Below are 17,477 nucleotides of genomic sequence, written 5' to 3'. Positions count from 1 at the left end.
ATGGCGCAGCTTGGGTGCGCCTCAGGCGTAAGTCACCCAGCTGGCGTGCTCGGGCGCATCCAGGTGCGGCAGCGTGTTGTAAGTGAGCAGCATGTGGCGTTTGGGCGTGAAGGCAAACTCGGTGACCGAGCTGTTGCGTATGCGCAAGTTGAGTTCTATGGTTGTTTCCGGGCTGGTGCCCAGCACATGGCCGACGGCGGTGGCGATGGGCCCGCCGCTGGACACCAGCAGCACACGGCCGTCGCAGTGGGTGCGAATGTGATCCAGCGCGCTGGTGACCCCCGCTACAAAGTCGACGTAGCTGGGCATGCCCCTGGGGCTGATCACGCCGGCCATCCACTGCGCCAGAGCATCTTTCAGCAAGCGAAAGTGCTGGCGGTAGCGTTCCGGGTTGTCGGGCTTTTCCAGCGGATAGGGGTGAATGGCGCTTATCAGGGCTGCGCTGTCGTACTCATTCAGCCCCGGCCATGCCAGGGCCTGTAGGCTCATGTCCTGGCCCATGCCTTCGCGAATGCCGTCAAGGGTCTGGACTTGCCGCTTCAGGGTGCCGGTCAGAGCGCCATCGAATTTCAGGCCCCTGTCTTTGAAGTATTCCCCTAGACGCAGGCTCTGCCGCTGCCCCATGGCGCTCAGCATGTCGTAGTTGTCGGCACCAAAGGAGGCCTGGCCGTGGCGAACGAGAAAAAGGGTTCCCATGCGCCTAATTATGGGCAAGCCGCTGCAGTTGCGCAGTCACCTTCCGGACTGCTGGGGCTGATGGGAGCGAGATGCTGGCTTTTCAGCAGTGTGAAGTTTCCGCTGGAAACTCCACGCTGAGCCGCCCTAAAAAGAAGGTCAGGGACTTCTATTTGGCAAGTGAACTGACGCTCACCCGGCCATCAAACCACCATTTCTTTCTCGACATCGACCACCTTGCGGCGAGCCAGTGCGAGATTGGATTTGTTTTTGTCCAATACCAGGTAAACAAACAATCCTTCCTTGCGAGCCATGGGACGGATGATGTGATATTGCTTGCCCAGGGTGATCAGAATGTCTTCAATCACATCGTTCAGACCCAGTTCACGCATGGTCTTGAGCTTGGCCCGGACCACTTCAGTATTGCCCGCCGCCGCCACTTCAAGGTCCATCCCCGAGCCGATTTGACCCAGAATCATGCCGCTGCTTGAATCAACCAGCGCTGCGCATGTGGCACCGTCGCAGGTCATCAATTCTTCCATCGATTGCTTGATATTAGCCATCAGAAACCTTCTATTTGAAGTACCGCCCATGGTAAGAAAGCAGCAGCCCCCGGGCGGGAACGTGGGTGGCGGCTGGTAAGAAGCTCATTTATCCACCGGCAAGGTGTTGATCACGGGGCAGGGCCAGGGCGTGCTTGAGTCCGGCGAGTTTTTCACCCCAGCGGACCCAGTCGATGTTGCCTTTGGTGGCGACGCAGACCAGGACCAGAGCCGGTTCCCGGCTGCAGGGAAACAGGGCAATGACGCGGTTGGCAAAAGAGTGGGCCGAGGAGTTGAAGTTGCCGAAATCCCTGAAGTGCGACGACAGGCGCTTGTGCACCCGCCAAAACTCAATCGAGGCTTCGCCGATTTGTTCCATGTCCGGCATGCTGCCGGCGTGGTGCCAGGCCATTCCGGTGTCCGCATCCACCAAGGCGCAACCTTCGACGCCCGGGAACGCGGCCAATTGATAAATGAAGGCTTCGACGGTGGTCATCGTCAGGCTTGCTGCAGTGTTTTGGCCGCCAGCTTGGCGAAGTACAAGGCCTGGCCGATGATCACGTCCTTGCCGGTGATGACGCTCACGATCAGGCCTACTTTGTGATGGCGGGCCTGCAACATGATGAGGTGGCCGTTGGCCGCGCCTATGGTGACGTTGTCGCAGTTGCCGAGCTGGCTTTCTTCTCCGGCAACCGCGCTGAGCGCCGCCAGTGAGCTGGCCATGGCCGACAGGCGCGCCACCTGGGCGGTGTTTTCAACGCGGGCGGCCACTTCAAAGCCATCTTCGGTTGAAATAACGACCGCCTTGATGCCCTTGACGTCTGCCATCAGTTTTTCTATGACGGCTTCGGCTGCGATTTTGATGTGGTTTTCGATGTGCATGAACGGTCTCGGTTTCAACTGGCGAATTCGAGCTGAACCAGCAACAGGTCCAGTAACTGAAGCACCTGCGCCTTGTCCCTGACGTCCGCGGCAAGCACGGGGCAGAGCACTCCTTTGGCCTCCATGCGTTGGGCGAAGGCATCCAGGTCGGGGAGTGGGTGGGATTCGGTTTTGCCGACGCTGACCACGCAGGCCGCTTGTGCGATCAGCTCGGAAAAGCCGTCCAGATAGAGGTCCAGATCGGCCAGGGGGTCGGGGCGGCTGTTGTCTATCAGAATGACCAGGCCCAGCGCGCCACGTGACAGGATTTTCCACATGAAGTCAAAGCGTTGCTGCCCGGGTGTGCCATACAGGCGTAATTTTTCGCCGTTGTCCAGTGTCAGTTCGCCGTAATCCAGGCCCACGGTCGTCATGGCCTTGTTGACCGACGTGTCCGTGTTGTGAACATCGGTACTCACAGGCTTGACTTCGCTAATGGCTGCGATCGCCGTGGTTTTGCCGGCTCCCATGGTGCCGGTGAAAAGAATCTTGTGCTCGCTCATGTTGGCCCTGGGGATTGCAGTCCAAGCCGGCTGCGAATGCGTGCCAGCAGGCCCAGGGCCGGGCGCGGGCGTTCCGCATGGTTTTGACTATTAGATGGTGGGGAAGCCAGTGGCCGGTTCAGGCTGGCTTGGGCAACGGCCTGCAAAAGACCGGCGCGCAGCAAGGCTTGGAAAAAATCGGCGCAGTCCTGCCGCGCTTGCGACGAGCGATGCTGCAGCGCGCTTAGCGACAAGGGCTGGCCGGTCATGAGGGTGGCCAGCTTGATGCGCGCCGGTGTCGCCAGCAAGGCGGCCGGTGGCCATCGCAGCAGGCGGTACTCGGCATCGTTGCTATGGGAGGTGCTTGACGGCGCTGGCGACGGGGCGCCAGCCTGAAGAATCAGCTTGCCTAGCTTGTTCAGCATGAGCTCAAGCTCATTGGCGTGCAGCGGCATCTTCAAAAAATGTTCATGTGGCTGCTGCGTGTGATCCAGCCTCAATACCGGGATGCCTTCGCCGTGATTCGTGGCCGGGGCTGTTTGCTGGGCCGGGTCGTCGCCGACGACCTTGAGGTCGGCCGGCCCAGACTGGCAGGACCACTGCTGATGGGTGCGGTGGTCCAGCAGCCGCACCAGGGATTTCATTAGCAAGGCGTCGCGGGCTGACAGCTGCTCAATGCTGTAGCTCAGCATCATGCGGCCGTCCGCGGCGACCGTGCCAGGCATTAAAAGCCGCCCGGTGAAGACGCCCTGGACCCTGAAGTCAATGGCTCAATCCAGACGCAGTGGCCCGAGGGTTGCGTTCGAAGCGGTAAGGTCCACATGACAGTGCTCCTCGTGCTGGTTAGGCATTGACCAATGCAAATTGGCAACACTTGTAAAAACAAGTGACACAACCACTATAGCGCGCAGTTTTGTGCTTTTGAAGGTATTTTTTTGGCCTGGCTAGATGTGTTGCTGTTAGGCAGACAAGAGGCTAAGGAAATGACTGCACCCGACCCAGGCTTGGGGTGGGTGCGCTGTTGCAGCGCGCGCGCCGGCGCTTAAGCCGGCGCCTGGTCGGCCAGCACTTGCGCGAACAGGGCGCTGTCCACATTGCCGCCGGTGAGTGCAATGCCCACCACCTTGCCCTGCCAGCGGCTGCGCTGCTGCATGGCGGCGGTCAGCGCCGCAGCGCCCGCGCCTTCGGCCACGTTGTGGGTGTCGGCAAACAGCACGCGCATGGCCTGGGCGACTTCGGCATCGCTGACGGCCACCACATCGTCGGCCTCGCGCAGCACCACCGCCAGCGCTTCCTCGTCGGCAAGGCGGCAGGCCATGCCATCGGCCAGCCGGGTCGTGACCGGTGCGGCGACCACTGCGCCCGAGCGGAACGAATCCAGGTAGGTCGTGGCATGGCTAGACACCACGCCCACCAGCTTGCAGCGTGCGCCGGTGTAGGCCCGGGCGGCAGCGGCGGCGCAAAAGCCCGAGCCCTGGCCGATCGGCACAAACACCACCTCGGGTGCTTGGCCGGGGGCAAAGCTTTCGAAGAATTCCACCCAGTAAGTCATCACGCCCTTGATCAGACCGGTGTGCAAGGACGGCACCATGTGCAGGCCGCTTTGTTGCGCCAGCCCGGCCGCATGCTCGCGAGCCGCCTGAAAGTCATCGCCGTGCTCGATCAGGGTTGCGCCCAGGGCGCGCATGGCGGCATTTTTCTCCACCGAATTGCCGCGCGGCACGACGATGGTGGCGGCCAGGCCGTGCTTGCGCGCCGCCAGCCCGACCGACTGGCCGTGGTTGCCGCGGGTGGCGCTGATGACCCCGCGCACGGCAGGCTGCTCTTGCGCCAGGTCGGAAAAATAGGTCAGGCCGCCACGCACCTTGAACGCGCCCGTGGGCGTGTGGTTTTCGTGTTTGACCCAGACCTGCATGCCCAGCCGTTCGCGCAGCAGTGGCCAGGCGTATTGCGGCGTGGGCGGCATGGCGGCATAGACTGTGCGCTGCGCGGCTTGAACTTGTGCCCGGCTGAACATCATGTTTTCTCCTCCATGGCGATGCGCACGGCCAGTGCGCCCATCACACTGCCCATCACATAGCGCTGCGCGCGCAGCCAGCCTGCGCTGCGCGACAAAAAGGCCGTGATGCTGCCGGCGCCCAGAATCAGCAGCGTATTGACAACGCCGCTCACCGTGATCTGCACCGCGCCCAGCTGCAGGCTTTGCAGCAGCAACTGGCCGCGCTCCGGGTGCAGAAACTGCGGGAAAAACGACAGGTAAAACATCGCTACTTTGGGGTTCAGCAAATTGGTCATGAAGCCCATAAGAAACAGCTTGCGCGGCGGGTCGTGGGGCAAGGCCTGCGCGGCAAAGGGGGCCAGTCCGCCCGGCTTGACGGCCTGCCAAGCCAGCCAGAGCAGGTAGGCCGCTCCGGCGAGCTTGATGGTGTCGAAGGCCAGCGGCACGGCCAGCAGCAGCGCCGTCAGTCCGAACGAGGCGGCCAGCAGGTGCACCACAAAGCCCAGCAACACGCCAACCAGCGAAATGAGTCCGGCGCTGCGGCCCTGGCACAACGTGCGCGAGATGCAGTAAATCATGTTGGGCCCGGGCGTGAGCACCAGCACCAGCGCGGCGAGTGCAAACCAGGCCATTTCTTGCAGAGCTAACATTTAAATCCCCTTTGATTCCAGCGTGACCAGGCCGCGCGGCGTCTGCAGCGTGGCCATCAGATTGGGTGGGCCGGGCGCCACATCGACGCCCGTCAGCCCAATGGCCTGATAGGCGGCGCGCAGCGCATCGGGCCGTGGATGCCGGGCCTGCAGCGATTGCAGAGTGACGCCTGAGTCGGCCATGGCTTGTGCGGGATAAATCTCGCCCCACTGGATCAGCGTTGGCAGCGCCCCGAAAAACAGCCGCTGGCCGTCCTCGCGCACGGTGATCTTCCAGTTCAGCAAGCCTTGCGGCGTCATGCGCGAGGCCGCCAGCAACTCGCCCCGGTCCAGCCCCAGGCGGGCTAGGGCGCGCGCCCCGGCCTCGGCCCGGCTGGTGCTGGCGACAAAATGCGCCAGCTGTGGGCCGCTGCGGCTCAAGTGCAGCTGGATGGCCTGGTCATCCATATCAAACCAGCGTTTTGCGCCCGCCGGACGGGCGCAAGGTGCTCCTGAATGGATAGCAATTATTTCAAGGTATGCCTGCGGGAAGGCGGCAGAACTGACGCCAAAGAGGCGGTTGTGCGTGCCCATGAGCGCATGCTCGCCGCCCGGCCCGGGTGTGATGCCCAGCGTGGCCTCACACCACTGCACGCCTTCGGCCAGGCTGCCGGCCAGCACCACCAGGTGGTCGACCTGCGAGGCCAGGGGCGGGGCTGCGGTGCCGGTGTTTTCCATGGCTTAAAGCATGACCTGGCCGTCGATGCAGGTAACGGACTCGCCGCCCACCCAGACCTGGCCAGCGGCATCGCGTGTCAGCTGCACCTGGCCCGCCCGTCCCAGGCAGACGCCTTGCGAGGCCTCATAGCGCTCGGGGAGGTAGCCTTCGTCTATCAGCCACTGGGCCAGACTGGCATTGAGGCTGCCGGTCACGGGGTCTTCGTTGATGCCTATGGTGGCGGCAAAGGCTCGCACTTCCAGATCCGGTGCGACGCCTGCCGCCGCTGTGGCCGGCCCAAAGGCGCGCGCCTCGCGGTTGGCGCGGGCAATCAGCGGGGGCGCTTCCTGGCGCGGATAAATCGCAGCGACACCGACTTTGGCCTCCAGCTTGTCCAGCGCCTGGTGGTTGGGGTTGAGCTGCAGCACGGTTTCCGGGCTGTCCAGCAGCAGTCCTAGCCAGAGCGGGCCGTTGTCCAGCAACTGCGCGGCCAGGATTTGCGGCGCTTTCAGGCCCAGCGCCGCCGCGACCTGGGCCAGCAGCATGGGGCTGGGGGCAGAGCGCTTGAGCGGCGGGGCGGCAAACGCCAGGCGCTGCCCTTCGGTGTCCAGCGGCTCGCGGCGAATTTTCACTAGGCCGACCTTGCACTCCTGAATGATGAAGTCTTTGTTGCGTGGCTGGCCGCCGGCTTGCAACCAGCTGTGGCAGCTGCCCAGCGTGGGGTGGCCGGCAAAGGGCAGTTCGCCGCCCGGCGTGAAGATGCGCACGCGGTAGTCGGCCGTCGGGTCTGTGGGCGGCAGCAAGAAAGTGGTTTCCGACAAATTCGTCCAGCCGGCAAAGCGCTGCATGGCCGCGTCATCCAGCCCGCTGCCGTCCAGCACCACGGCCAAAGGATTGCCCAGATAGGGGGTTGCCGTGAATACGTCAATTTGCTTGAACAGGCGTTGCTTCATCGTTTGCATTTCATGGTTGTTTGTCTTGCTGCACTAGGGGGCTAGAAGCTGAAGACGGGTTTTAAATTTTGGGGCTAGGGCGCTCGAGCAACAGCAGGCGCAGCGCCAGGCCCAGCATGACCAGGGCCAGCAGTGCGCGCTGGCATTTGGCGGCACCGGGGCGCGCCTGCAGGCTGCGGCCGAGCTGGCCGCTGCAGGCGCCGAGCAAGGTGTTAAAGACCAGTGCGGCCGCCGACAGCGTGAGGCCCAGCAGCAGCAGTTGCAAGGTCACATGGCCGCGCGCCTGATCGACGAATTGCGGCAAAAACACCATGAAAAAGAGCAAGGCCTTGGGATTGACCAGGTTGTTGAGCAAAGCCATGCGGGCTATGCGTACGAAGCTCAGCGGCTGCGCTGGCCGGCCCTTGCGCGGAATGGCCGGGCGCATGGCTTGCCAGGCCAGCCACAGCAGATAGAGCGCGCCGGCATAGCGCAACACATCGAAGGACGGCGGCCAGGCGGCGACCAGCGCCGTCACGCCGCCTGCTGCCAATAGCGTGTGCACCAGGTCCGCCGCCGAAATGCCCACGGCGGCGGCAAAGCCGCCGCGCACCCCGTGCGCCAGGCCATGCGAGAGCACGAAGGCCATATTCGGCCCGGGCGAAAGAAACAGCGCCAGTACCGCGAACAGAAAGAGTGACAGCGTGGTGGCAGTGATCATGGCGGGCCGGTTTTGTCACAAAGGCTTTAGCCCGGGTTGGCAAGTGCTTCGCGCACGGTCATGGCCAGGGCCGCGATCGCCGTGTCGATTTCCTCGACGCTGGCCGTCACAAAAGACAGGCGCAGAGTGCGCGGATCGCCCTGACCGGCATAAAAGGGCGCGCCCGGCACAAAGGCCACATTGCGCTCGACCGCCTGGGGCAGCAGCGCCACGGTGTCTATGCCCTCGGGCAGGCGCACCCACAAAAACATGCCGCCGGCCGGTGCATTGAATTGCACGTCCAGGCCCTGCATCTCGCGCTTCAGTGCCGCCACCATGGCATCGCGCTGGCGCTTGTAGAGCGCGCGTATGGTGGGCACATGGCGCTCCAGGAAGTTGTCCTTCATGACGGCCGACACCATGCGCTGCGTGAAGATGGGCGTGTGCAGGTCCACCGCCTGCTTGGCCTGCAAGAGCTTGGGATAGATCGCTTTCGGGGCGACCAGAAAGCCCAGCCGCAGTCCCGGTGCCAATATCTTGGAAAAGGAACCCAGATAAATACAGCCCTCGGGGTTGCGTGCGCTCAGCGGCAGCGGCGGCGCTTCGTCGAACCACAGATCGCCATAAGGGTTGTCCTCGACGATGGGCAGACCGGCCTTTGCGGCGGCGCTGGAGACGGCGGCGCGGCGCGCCTCGCTCATGGTGCGGCCGGTCGGGTTCTGGAAGTTGGGCAGCAGGTAGATGAAGCGGGAGTCCTTGGCCTTGGCGACCAGGTCTTCGACGATCACGCCCTCGTCATCGCTGGCCACGCTCACCGGCGTCGGTTCCATAGGCGAGAAGGCTTGCAGCGCGCCGAGGTAGGTCGGCGTCTCCACCAGCACGCGGCTGCCCGGATCGATTAACACCTTGGCGATCAGGTCCAGGCCTTGCTGCGAACCGGTGGTGATCAGCACCTGCGCCGGGTCGACGTTCCACGGCAGCATGTCGGCTACGGCCTGGCGCAGCGGGCCGTAGCCTTCGCTGGCGGCGTACTGCAGCGCAGCCGCGCCGTCCTTGTGCAGCACTTCGGCGCAGGCGTCGGCGAAGGCCTGGATGGGGAAGGTCTTGGGCGAGGGCAGGCCGCCGGCCAGGCTGATGATGCCGGGGCGCTCGGTGACCTTGAGGATTTCGCGCAGCACCGAGGGATTCATCTTTTCGGCGCGGGCCGCCAGTTTCCAGGGGGTGGGGGCGATGTTGGACATGTTTTTTCCGTTCAATGGACGAATAAGGGATAGAAAAACGCCACCAGCGCCGGCGCGGTGACGGTATTGAGGATTTTCAGGTATTGCGGGGCAGGCTGCGCAGGCGATTGCCGAAATTTAGCCGCTAGGCCAGCGCCCAAGATGCGTTTGGCCATGCTCATGTCGCTACTCTTGGCGCTGCCGCATTGACGGGCATCTTTTTGCCGATAAACACCGTGGTAATCACGGCCAGGCCAAAGCCCACGGTCACGGCGTCCAGGCGTTCGCCTAGCAGCGGCACGGCAAACAGCATGGACAGGAAAGGCTGGACCAGCTGCACCTGGCTGACCCGCACCGTGCCGCCCAGCGCCAGGCCGCGGTACCAGGCAAAAAAGCCCAGCCACATGGAAAACACCGCCACATAGCCAAAGCCCCACCAGGCGCTGGCCTGCAGCGGCGCCGTCGGCCAGCTGAAAAACGTCAGCGGCAGCGACAGCGGCAAGGAGATCAGCAGCGCCCAGCAAATCACATGTTCGGCCTGCATGCGCTGCGACAGCCGGGCGCCGTAGCCGTAACCGACGGCCGCGCACAGGCAGGCCGCAATCAGCAGCAGATCGGCGGCATGAATCGACAGGCCGCCCGCGCCGTTGCCCGAGCGCAGCATGGCAAACGCCACCACCAGCGAGCTGCCCAAAATGGCGCAGCCCCAGAAGCCGGCCGAGGGACGCTGGCGGTGCAGCAGCGCACCCACGGCGGCGGTGGCCAGCGGCAGCACACCGACAATCACGCTGGCATGCACGGCCTCCACATAACGCATGGCGATGGAGGTCAGCAGCGGAAAGCCAAATACCACGCCGCCCGCCGTGACGGCCAGCGGCCACCAGTCCTGGCGCTGCGGCAGCGGCGCGCGCGTGACCAGCAAGAACACGGCCGACAGCATGGCCGCCACCACGGCCCGGCCCATGGCGATGAAGATGCCGGACATTTGCGGCGCATCGGCGCTGCCGACGGCCAGGCGCGTCATGGGCAGCGTGAGCGAAAAAATCACGATGGCCAGCAGGCCCAGCCACAGGCCCTTGCTGATTTGCGCGCTGTGTTGAGAGGTGTTCATATAAAGAGCATCCAGATCGCGGTGACGACCAGCACACCGGCCATCACGCGGTTGAAGCCCAGCAGGCGGCGGCCGCTGCCTTCAGGTCCGGCCAGCCAGTCGCGCAGCAGCGAGCCGACCAGTGCGTAGGTGAGGTTGCTGGCCAAGGCATAGGCCAGCATGACCGGCAGCACCACGGCAAAGCGCAGGCCGGGATTGTCGCGTCCGGCGATCCAGCCGCTGACGATGGCCAGCGCCAGCATCCAGGCCTTGATGTTGACAAACTGCAGCGCCGCGCCCTGCCAGAAACCGACATTCAGGCGCGAGGCATCGGCCTGGCCGAGCTGGCGCGAGCGTGCCATTTTTGCGGCCAGCCACAAGAGGTAGCTCACGCCAACAATCTTGACGGCCCAACTCAGCAGCGGCACGGCCAGCACCAGCGCGCCCAGGCCCAGGCTGCACACCCCCAGCAGCACGCCCCAGCCTACCGGCACGGCGCAGACAAAAGGCAGGGCGCGCCTGAAGCCGTGGTTGGCCGCCAGCGCCGTTGACAGCGTGGTGTTGGGCCCAGGCGTGAAGCTCATCGCCGTGGCCAGTATCAGTAGCGCAGTAAATTCTTGCCAGTTCATGGCTCATCACTTTATAGTTGAAGGCAACACACTACCAGTACACTTTGAGCTACAAATCTTCAAACTGTATGGTTTGCTTTGTCAGCACACCCATGCCATCCAGTGCTCAAGAACCTGTTCCAAGGCCACGCCATGTTGATGAAAGCCGCCTCGCAATCCCTCACCGAACAGCTTAGCGCACGCTTTGCCGAGCGCATACGCAGCCGCTTGCTGGGTCCGGGCGCACGCCTGCCCTCGGTGCGGCTGTGTGCCGAGCAGCAGGGCGTGAGCGTCTCCACGGTGGTGTCGGCCTATGACCAGCTGCAGGCCCAGGGCTTGGTGGTGGCGCGCAAGAATCGCGGCTTTTTTGTCCGGGATTCATCACCAAATATGCCGTTAGCCCGCACCGGTAAAGCGCTACCAGCTACTAAAAATATAGTAAATGGGCCGGCCGATGCCACCGCCCTGATTCGCGGCATGTTTCACCACCTCAGCGACAAGCCTCAGCCCGGCACCGGTGTCTTTCCGCCAGACTGGCTGGACACCAGCTTCATGCCGGCGGCGGTACGCAAGGTCACCAGCGCCAGTGCGCTGCGCAGCCTTTCACTGCAATACGGTGAGCCCATGGGCGACAGCGGCCTGCGTCGCACGCTGTCGCAAAAACTGGGCACGCTCAATCTGCACGCCGAGCCCGAGCAAATCATCACCACCGTGGGCGCCACCCATGCGCTGGACATCATCAGCCGCACCCTGCTGCGCGCTGGCGACTGTGTGATGGTGGAAGAACCCGGCTGGGCCGTGGAGTTTGCCCGGTTGGATGCCATGGGCATGCGCATACTGCCGGTGCCGCGCCGCGCCGATGGCCCCGATCTGGCGGTGATGGCGCAATATTGCGCTCTGCATCAGCCCAAACTGTTTGTCAGCGTCAGCGTGTTTCACAACCCGACCGGCTACAGCCTCACGCCGGGCAGCGCCCACCGCCTGCTGCAGCTGGCCAACCAGTACAACTTTCATATTGCCGAGGACGACACCTACAGTCACCTGGCGCCCGAGCATGCGACGCGGCTGTGTGTGCTCGACGGCCTGCAGCGCACCATATATGTCAGCGGTTTCGCCAAAATTCTGGCGCCGGGCTGGCGCATCGGCTATCTGGCCGCGCCGCCCGATCTGGTGGAGCGCCTGCTCGATACCAAACTGCTGGCCACCCTGACCACGCCGGCGCTGCTGGAAAAAGCCCTGGCCTGGTGCATAGACCAGGGCCAGCTGCGCCGCCATGCCGAACGCATACGCGGCCGGCTGGATGCGGCGCGCGCCCGCAGCGTCAAGCTGGCGCTGGCGCACGGCTGCCGTTTCGCGGCCGAGCCGGCCGGGCTGTTTGGCTGGGTGGACACCGGCGTGGACACCGATGCGCTGGCGCAGCGCATGCTGGACGAAGGCTATCTGCTCGCCCCCGGCGCGCTGTTTCACGCGGTGCGCACGCCCAGCACGCTGATGCGCATCAACTTCGCCACCACGCAGGAGGCCGCATTCTGGAAGGTGTTTGCGCGCTTGCGCGATGGCATGAAGTAGCTTGGCCCTTGAGGCAAGGTTTTGGCACTTAGTCCAATAAAGACGAGCGAAATAAGCTATTGATTTCGTAGCGAATCGCGTGGCTTGGCGGGCCCGGAAAACGGCTATTTCGCCAGCATCCAGTCCACCATCTTGGTCACCGCCTCGGCTTCCAGACCGTTGAAGCCGTGGTAAGCAAAAGCTTCGCAGGGGTCGCCGCGGTTCTGGCCGCCGCTGAAGCTGATCAGCTGTTTGCGGGAGGCGGCGCTCAGCTTGTCCATCAGGCCGGACAGCTCGCTAAAGGGGCACAGCTTGCAGCCGTCCTGCTCATGATGCACCACCAATACCGGAATCTTGAGCTGGCCCAGCGGCATGGCGGGCACTGGCCGGCCGCGTGGGTCGCTGAGTATGGTGGAGGTGAGCACCAGCCCGTCCGGGCCTTGAGCGCCAACCAGTTCGGTCGCCACGTAGGCGGCGGACTGCGTGCCCCGGCTGGTGCCGACCAGCCAGACCGGCTGCTGGCCTTGAGTGCGCGCCCAGGCCATCACGGCCCGGATGTCCGCCAGGTGTTCGGGCGTCTGCCGAAAGCCCGACAGAGCGGGCGGGGCCTGGCGGTCAGACGGCGCATCGACCACGATCACCCGCATCCCCCGGTCAGCAAACAACTGGCGCGAACGCACCAGGAAGTTGCCCTTGCCCTGGCCAAGCGTACCGTCGGCGGCGATCTGCAGCAGTCCATTGCCCCCGGCAAAGAGAATGGCGGTCGCCTGGGGGTTGGGCGGGCTCAGCACCAGCAGGCGCTGGCTCACGCCTGGCCGTGTCGGGAGATCCTCTACCTTGACTTGGGTTTGCGCCTGGGCGGCGCCGCAGCAGGCCAGCACAAGCAACGCGATCCAGGCGGTCAGTTTTTGCATCTGATCAACTCCTTATTTGCTATCTATTTGGTAGCTATTTGCGCATGTATTCATTGGGCTAGAGGCTTAAAAGATCATCAAATTCAGCAGCGATCGCCTTGCCCGCTCAAAGCATCTCATCCGGCGCAAACGGCGCGATCAGCTTGAGCATCAGCTTGAGGCCCAGGCTGGCGTCCGGTTCAATGCTGGAATCCTGCAGGCCCGAGCCCTGCGGTGCGCGCCACAGCAATTGGCCGTCGGCCAGTTCCACATGCCAGGCGCCGTTGCTCAATGCCGGCTCTATCATGCGTGTGGCTTCGGCGGCCAGGGCGCGCTTGCGTATGACGATGGCCACTTCGCTGTTTTGCAGCTGGGAGCGCAAGTCCAGGTTCATGGAGCCGACCACCAACAGGCGCTGGTCCACCACCACCACCTTGGCGTGCAGGCTGGCGCGCGAACCGCCGCTTGAGCCGCCCGTCGAGCCGGCGGCCAGGCCGAAGTTGCTGATGGAGCCTTGCTGTTCGGCGCGCATTTCGTACAGTTCTATGCCCATGGCCAGCAGTGCCTCACGGTAGCGTGCGTAACCGACATGCGCGGCGGGGGCGTCGTTGGAGGCCAGCGAATTGGTCAGCACGCGCACGCGCACGCCGCGTTGCCGCAACTCGGCAAACTGGCGCATCATGCGCGCGCCGGGAACGAAGTAGGGCGAGACGATGAGGACCTCGGTTTTCGCCTGCGTCATGAGCTGCAGCAGGCCATCCACCGCGGTGTCCTGTGTGTCGTCCACGCTGTCCGCGTCGGCGGCAATCTTCGATGGCTTGTCCACCAGCAGCGCTGCCGGTGCCCAGGTCCAGGTCAGCAGGCGCAGGTCGGTGGTGTCGGGCAGGGCCGGCAGGGTGCTGGTGATGCCGCTGGGCGAGGTGCTGGTGCGGGCCGTGGTCGTGGGATTGATGCCGTTTGCCGGCGTGGGCGAACCCGCCTGGGCCGGGTTTGCCAGGGGTTTGAGGGCTTCGATTTCTTGAGCCGTCATCAGCGACTGCACCGGATAGGCCAGCGGATTGTTCCAATACTGGTCAAAGCTGCTGGAGAGCTCGCGGGCGATGCGGCCGCTGGCCAGCACATCGATGTCTATGAAGTTGGTGCCGGTGCCCTGGCCGAAATAGGTTTCGCCCAGGTTGCGCCCGCCGGTCATGGCGACCGCGTTGTCGGCCACAAAAATCTTGTTGTGCATGCGCCGCTGCAGGCGTGCCGCATCCTTGAGGTTGCTCAGAATCCGCAGCATCATGGAGCCTCGCCCGCCCGGCAGCGGGTTGAACAGGCGCACTTCAAAGTTGGGTTCAAAGGCCAGCTTCAGCACCTGGGCGTTTTTGCCCGAGGTGTTGAAGTCGTCCAGCAGTATGCGTATGCGTACCCCGCGTCCGGCGGCTTCGCGCAGCGCGTCGAACAGGCGCTCGGTGGTGTCGTCGGCAAAGATCGCGTAGTACTGCAGATCCAGTGTTTTCTGCGCGGCCTTGATCAAGGTCATGCGGCTGGTAAAGGCCAGCTCGCCACTGCCCACCAGGGCAAAGCCGGAGTCGTTGCGGGTGCCGGCCGTTGCGGCTCTGGCTGCGACCAGCTGGCCCAGCCGGGTTTGCGCCGGATTGGCCAGTGCAGAGGACACCGGCCGGGCGACCTCGCTGGGCAAGGAGGCGCAGCCGGCGAGCCAGGCGCTGAGCAGCAGACAGGGCCAGCGCCAGGCGCCTGGGGGCCGAGAAGCCGTGGGGGCAACAAGAGGGGTGGCGCGCAGCGTGGGTGGGCTTGGCATGATGCAAACCACTTTAGCCTAAGCCCGTGGTTTTGGCTGCCAGCCAACCGCTGCTTGTGCCAACTCTTTGTGTAGGCGCCCAGCGCTACCGTGGCCAGTGGGCGCCTGGGCGAGTCTTCAGGAGGACAGGGTTTCCCAGCGCTGCAGGGCTTCCATCAGCTCTTCCTCTATCTTGCTGTTGCGCGCATTGAGTTCGGCTGCGCGCTTGGCGTTGCTGGTGTACAGCGTGCCGTCATAGAGCTCCTGCTCAATCGCCTTTTGCTGCGATTCGAGTTGCTGGATCAGCGCCGGCAAGCCGTCGAGCTCGCGCTGCTCTTTGTAGCTTAGCTTCTTTTTTGATAGCTGTTCACGCCCGTCCTTGCTGGGCTCAGGGCTGTTTTTGTTTGAGGTTTTGGGGCTGGAGGCGGCGGCGGGTGCTTTGCCGCTGCCGGTGATTTGCGCCGCGCGTTTGGACTGGATGATCCAGTCGCTGACGCCGCCTTCGTATTCGCGCCAGAAACCGGGGTTCTCCGGCGTGCCTTCGTAGGCAATGGTGCTGGTCACCACGTTGTCGAGGAAGCGCCTGTCATGGCTGACCAGGAAGACCGTGCCTTCGTAGTTTTGCAGCAGGTCTTCCAGCAATTCCAGCGTGTCGATATCCAGGTCGTTGGTCGGCTCGTCCAGCACCAGCACATTGGCCGGCCGCGCAAACAGGCGTGCCAGCAGCAGGCGGTTGCGTTCGCCGCCGGAGAGGGTGCGCACCGGCGAGTTGGCACGCGCCGGGGAGAACAGGAAGTCGGACAGATAGCTCTTGACGTGTTTTTTCTGGCCGTTGATCTCGACCCACTCACTGCCCGGGCTGATGAAGTCTTCCAGGGTGGCGTCCAGATCCAGTGCGTCACGCATCTGGTCAAAGTAAGCCACCTGCAGGTTGGCGCCCTGGCGCACCTTGCCGGGTGGCTGGGTGACGTCGGGCTGGATTTCACCCAGGATGAGCTTGAGCAGCGTGCTCTTGCCGGCGCCATTGGGGCCCAGCAGGCCGACCTTGTCGCCGCGCAGCAAGGTGGCGCTGAATTTGTTGACGATGATCTTCTCGGCGCCCGGATGGCCAAAGCTCTTGGAGACGTCGGTGAGTTCGGCCACGATCTTGCCGCTCTTGTCACCGCTGGAGACGTCCAGATTGACTCGGCCCACGGCATCGCGCCGCGCCGCGCGGCCTTCGCGCAAGGCTTCGAGCCGGCCTATGCGCGCCACGCTGCGGGTGCGCCGCGCTTCCACGCCCTTGCGAATCCAGATCTCTTCCTGTGCCAGCAGCTTGTCGGCCTTGGCGTTGATGACGGCTTCTTGTGCCATCTGCTCTTCTTTTTGCAGCAGGTACTGGGCAAAGTTGCCGGGATAGCTGCTCAGCTTGCCACGGTCCAGCTCGACGATGACGGTGGCGACGTTGTCCAGAAAGGCCCGGTCGTGGGTGATGGTGATGATGCTGCCGTTGAAATTGACCAGCAGCTCTTCCAGCCAGGCGATGGAATCGAGATCCAGGTGGTTGGTCGGCTCGTCAAGCAGCAAGACATCGGGCTTGGCAACCAGCGCCTGCGCCAGTGCCACGCGTTTTTTGGTGCCGCCCGAGAGCGAGCCGACGATGGCGTCCTTGTCCAGGTGCAGGCGGTGCAGGGTTTCTTCGACGCGCTGCTCCCAGGTCCAGCCGTCCAGGGCTTCGATTTCGGATTGCAGGGCGTCCAGGTCGGTGTGTTCGTCGGCCGCCAGGTATTGCTCCACCACGTGCTTGGTACGCGCCAGTCCGGCACTGGCAGCAATGAAGACCGTAGCATGCGGATCCAGGCTGGGCTCTTGCGGCACATAGGCGATGCGCAGGTTCTGCTGCAGCTGCAAAGTGCCGTCGTCGGGCTTTTCCAGGCCGGCGAGGATTTTCAGCAGGGACGACTTGCCCGTGCCGTTGCGACCGATCAGGCCGATGCGCTGGTTGGTTTCTAGCGAAAAATCTGCGTGGTCCAGCAGTGCGACGTGCCCAAAAGCGAGTTGGGCGTCCAGAAGGGTAATGAGTGCCATATATAGAGGGATTATCCGGCTGTCGGCATGGCAGGGGGTTTTGTTGGGGGATTCGGCGAGCCCGGAAGTCTTGCCGGGCGCGGTAAGCGCAAGCCTAGCCGGGGTCATGGGGTGGTCTTTGCAGCGGCGTGGTTAAGGCTACTTGCCGTGCCAGCTAGTAGCTGTCGTGGAAAGACGATTTTGTTTTCAGGACGTCTTTTTCTTGCCTCGAAACGGTGCTATGATTCGTGGCTCTGCTGATGACGCAGTTGCCAGCAAGAAGCTGGCGGCAAGCTTCTCCCGGTAGAGAAAAAGTCAAAAATTATTTGACTCGGCTTAAAAATCCGGTATATAATTTGAGGCTCAGCTGATTACAGCTACTGACTGAAACGAAGCGGCAACTGCTGCGAAGTGGCAAGTCAAGATCATTAAAAATTTACAGCCGATAAGTATGGGCGTTTGAAGGCGATTGCCAGGCGAAGTCAGCGAAAGCTGATCAGCCAGGTCTTCTGACCTTAAACGCTCATAGAGATAGAAAATGTGAAATCGTCAAGATTTCTCATCAATTCCGTTTTTATGAGTTTTCTTCTCGCAGCGATGCGGGGAGTTGAAAATTATTGCAGTGATTAAACTATAGAGTTTGATCCTGGCTCAGATTGAACGCTGGCGGCATGCCTTACACATGCAAGTC

At 63.2% G+C, this 17,477-nt stretch carries 19 protein-coding genes and 1 rRNA gene; 2 read left to right on the top strand and 18 right to left on the bottom strand.

Annotation, left to right across the window (positions count from 1 at the left end):
- Positions 1–21: 21 nt before the first annotated feature.
- The 15 genes from BM160_RS08935 to BM160_RS08870 form a co-directional block, all read right to left on the bottom strand.
- Positions 22–696 (bottom strand): histidine phosphatase family protein, encoded by a 675-nt coding sequence (locus BM160_RS08935; protein WP_092003753.1) that lies wholly within the window; start codon positions 694–696, stop codon positions 22–24.
- A gap of 182 nt (positions 697–878) precedes the next feature.
- Positions 879–1,238, bottom strand: a complete 360-nt coding sequence (locus BM160_RS08930; protein WP_092003751.1) for a hypothetical protein — start codon at positions 1,236–1,238, stop codon at positions 879–881.
- An 88-nt stretch (positions 1,239–1,326) separates the two neighbouring features.
- Positions 1,327–1,713 carry a hypothetical protein gene (locus tag BM160_RS08925; RefSeq protein ID WP_092003748.1) on the bottom strand — a complete coding sequence of 129 codons (387 nt, stop codon included), beginning with the start codon at positions 1,711–1,713 and terminating at the stop codon, positions 1,327–1,329.
- A 2-nt stretch (positions 1,714–1,715) separates the two neighbouring features.
- Positions 1,716–2,099 (bottom strand): roadblock/LC7 domain-containing protein, encoded by a 384-nt coding sequence (locus BM160_RS08920; protein ID WP_092003746.1) that lies wholly within the window; start codon positions 2,097–2,099, stop codon positions 1,716–1,718.
- A 14-nt stretch (positions 2,100–2,113) separates the two neighbouring features.
- The gene (locus BM160_RS08915; RefSeq protein WP_092003743.1) at positions 2,114–2,641 is read right to left on the bottom strand and encodes a GTP-binding protein; all 528 of its coding nucleotides are present in this window, start codon (positions 2,639–2,641) and stop codon (positions 2,114–2,116) included.
- Entirely contained in the window at positions 2,638–3,345 is a 708-nt protein-coding gene (locus BM160_RS08910) for a hypothetical protein (protein WP_255368779.1), read from the bottom strand. The genes BM160_RS08915 and BM160_RS08910 overlap by 4 nt, the downstream gene beginning before the upstream one ends.
- 317 nt (positions 3,346–3,662) lie before the next feature.
- Positions 3,663–4,640, bottom strand: a complete 978-nt coding sequence (locus tag BM160_RS08905; RefSeq protein WP_092003740.1) for a threonine dehydratase — start codon at positions 4,638–4,640, stop codon at positions 3,663–3,665.
- The gene (locus BM160_RS08900) at positions 4,637–5,269 is read right to left on the bottom strand and encodes a LysE family translocator (protein WP_092003737.1); all 633 of its coding nucleotides are present in this window, start codon (positions 5,267–5,269) and stop codon (positions 4,637–4,639) included. The genes BM160_RS08905 and BM160_RS08900 overlap by 4 nt, the downstream gene beginning before the upstream one ends.
- Positions 5,270–5,986 (bottom strand): VOC family protein, encoded by a 717-nt coding sequence (locus BM160_RS08895; RefSeq protein WP_255368777.1) that lies wholly within the window; start codon positions 5,984–5,986, stop codon positions 5,270–5,272.
- 3 nt (positions 5,987–5,989) lie between these two features.
- Positions 5,990–6,919 (bottom strand): PhzF family phenazine biosynthesis protein, encoded by a 930-nt coding sequence (locus BM160_RS08890; protein WP_177218960.1) that lies wholly within the window; start codon positions 6,917–6,919, stop codon positions 5,990–5,992.
- A gap of 61 nt (positions 6,920–6,980) precedes the next feature.
- The gene (locus tag BM160_RS08885; protein ID WP_092003731.1) at positions 6,981–7,619 is read right to left on the bottom strand and encodes a LysE family translocator; all 639 of its coding nucleotides are present in this window, start codon (positions 7,617–7,619) and stop codon (positions 6,981–6,983) included.
- Positions 7,620–7,645: 26 nt separating this feature from the next.
- A complete protein-coding gene (locus BM160_RS08880) occupies positions 7,646–8,839 on the bottom strand; it encodes an aminotransferase-like domain-containing protein (protein WP_092003728.1) in 1,194 nt (397 codons plus the stop codon).
- 11 nt (positions 8,840–8,850) lie between these two features.
- Positions 8,851–9,000 carry a hypothetical protein gene (locus BM160_RS22565; RefSeq protein ID WP_177218959.1) on the bottom strand — a complete coding sequence of 50 codons (150 nt, stop codon included), beginning with the start codon at positions 8,998–9,000 and terminating at the stop codon, positions 8,851–8,853.
- On the bottom strand, positions 8,997–9,929 hold the full coding sequence (locus BM160_RS08875) for a DMT family transporter (protein WP_092003725.1): 933 nt from the start codon (positions 9,927–9,929) through the stop codon (positions 8,997–8,999). The genes BM160_RS22565 and BM160_RS08875 overlap by 4 nt, the downstream gene beginning before the upstream one ends.
- Positions 9,926–10,537 (bottom strand): LysE family translocator, encoded by a 612-nt coding sequence (locus tag BM160_RS08870; RefSeq protein WP_092003722.1) that lies wholly within the window; start codon positions 10,535–10,537, stop codon positions 9,926–9,928. The genes BM160_RS08875 and BM160_RS08870 overlap by 4 nt, the downstream gene beginning before the upstream one ends.
- A 132-nt stretch (positions 10,538–10,669) precedes the next feature.
- Here BM160_RS08870 and BM160_RS08865 point away from each other — a divergent pair, with 132 nt between their 5' ends.
- Complete coding sequence (locus tag BM160_RS08865) at positions 10,670–12,085, top strand: aminotransferase-like domain-containing protein (RefSeq protein ID WP_092003719.1); 1,416 nt, start codon at positions 10,670–10,672, stop codon at positions 12,083–12,085.
- A 104-nt stretch (positions 12,086–12,189) separates the two neighbouring features.
- Here the strand turns inward: BM160_RS08865 and BM160_RS08860 are convergent, their stop codons facing one another.
- The 3 genes from BM160_RS08860 to BM160_RS08850 form a co-directional block, all read right to left on the bottom strand.
- Positions 12,190–12,978: an alpha/beta hydrolase gene (locus BM160_RS08860; RefSeq protein WP_092003716.1), complete on the bottom strand. Its 789-nt coding sequence runs from the start codon at positions 12,976–12,978 to the stop codon at positions 12,190–12,192.
- A gap of 106 nt (positions 12,979–13,084) precedes the next feature.
- Complete coding sequence (locus BM160_RS08855; protein WP_092003713.1) at positions 13,085–14,761, bottom strand: phospholipase D-like domain-containing protein; 1,677 nt, start codon at positions 14,759–14,761, stop codon at positions 13,085–13,087.
- A 117-nt stretch (positions 14,762–14,878) separates the two neighbouring features.
- On the bottom strand, positions 14,879–16,807 hold the full coding sequence (locus tag BM160_RS08850; RefSeq protein WP_092003709.1) for an ATP-binding cassette domain-containing protein: 1,929 nt from the start codon (positions 16,805–16,807) through the stop codon (positions 14,879–14,881).
- A 607-nt stretch (positions 16,808–17,414) separates the two neighbouring features.
- Here BM160_RS08850 and BM160_RS08845 point away from each other — a divergent pair.
- Positions 17,415–17,477, top strand: a 16S ribosomal RNA gene (locus tag BM160_RS08845); the annotation flags it as partial.

Source organism: Polaromonas sp. OV174 (genome assembly GCF_900112285.1).
In the GTDB taxonomy this organism is placed as follows: Bacteria; Pseudomonadota; Gammaproteobacteria; order Burkholderiales; family Burkholderiaceae_C; genus Polaromonas.
The sequence above is the reverse complement of the archived record's forward strand: the minus strand, read 5'-3'. Positions and strand labels throughout refer to the sequence as shown.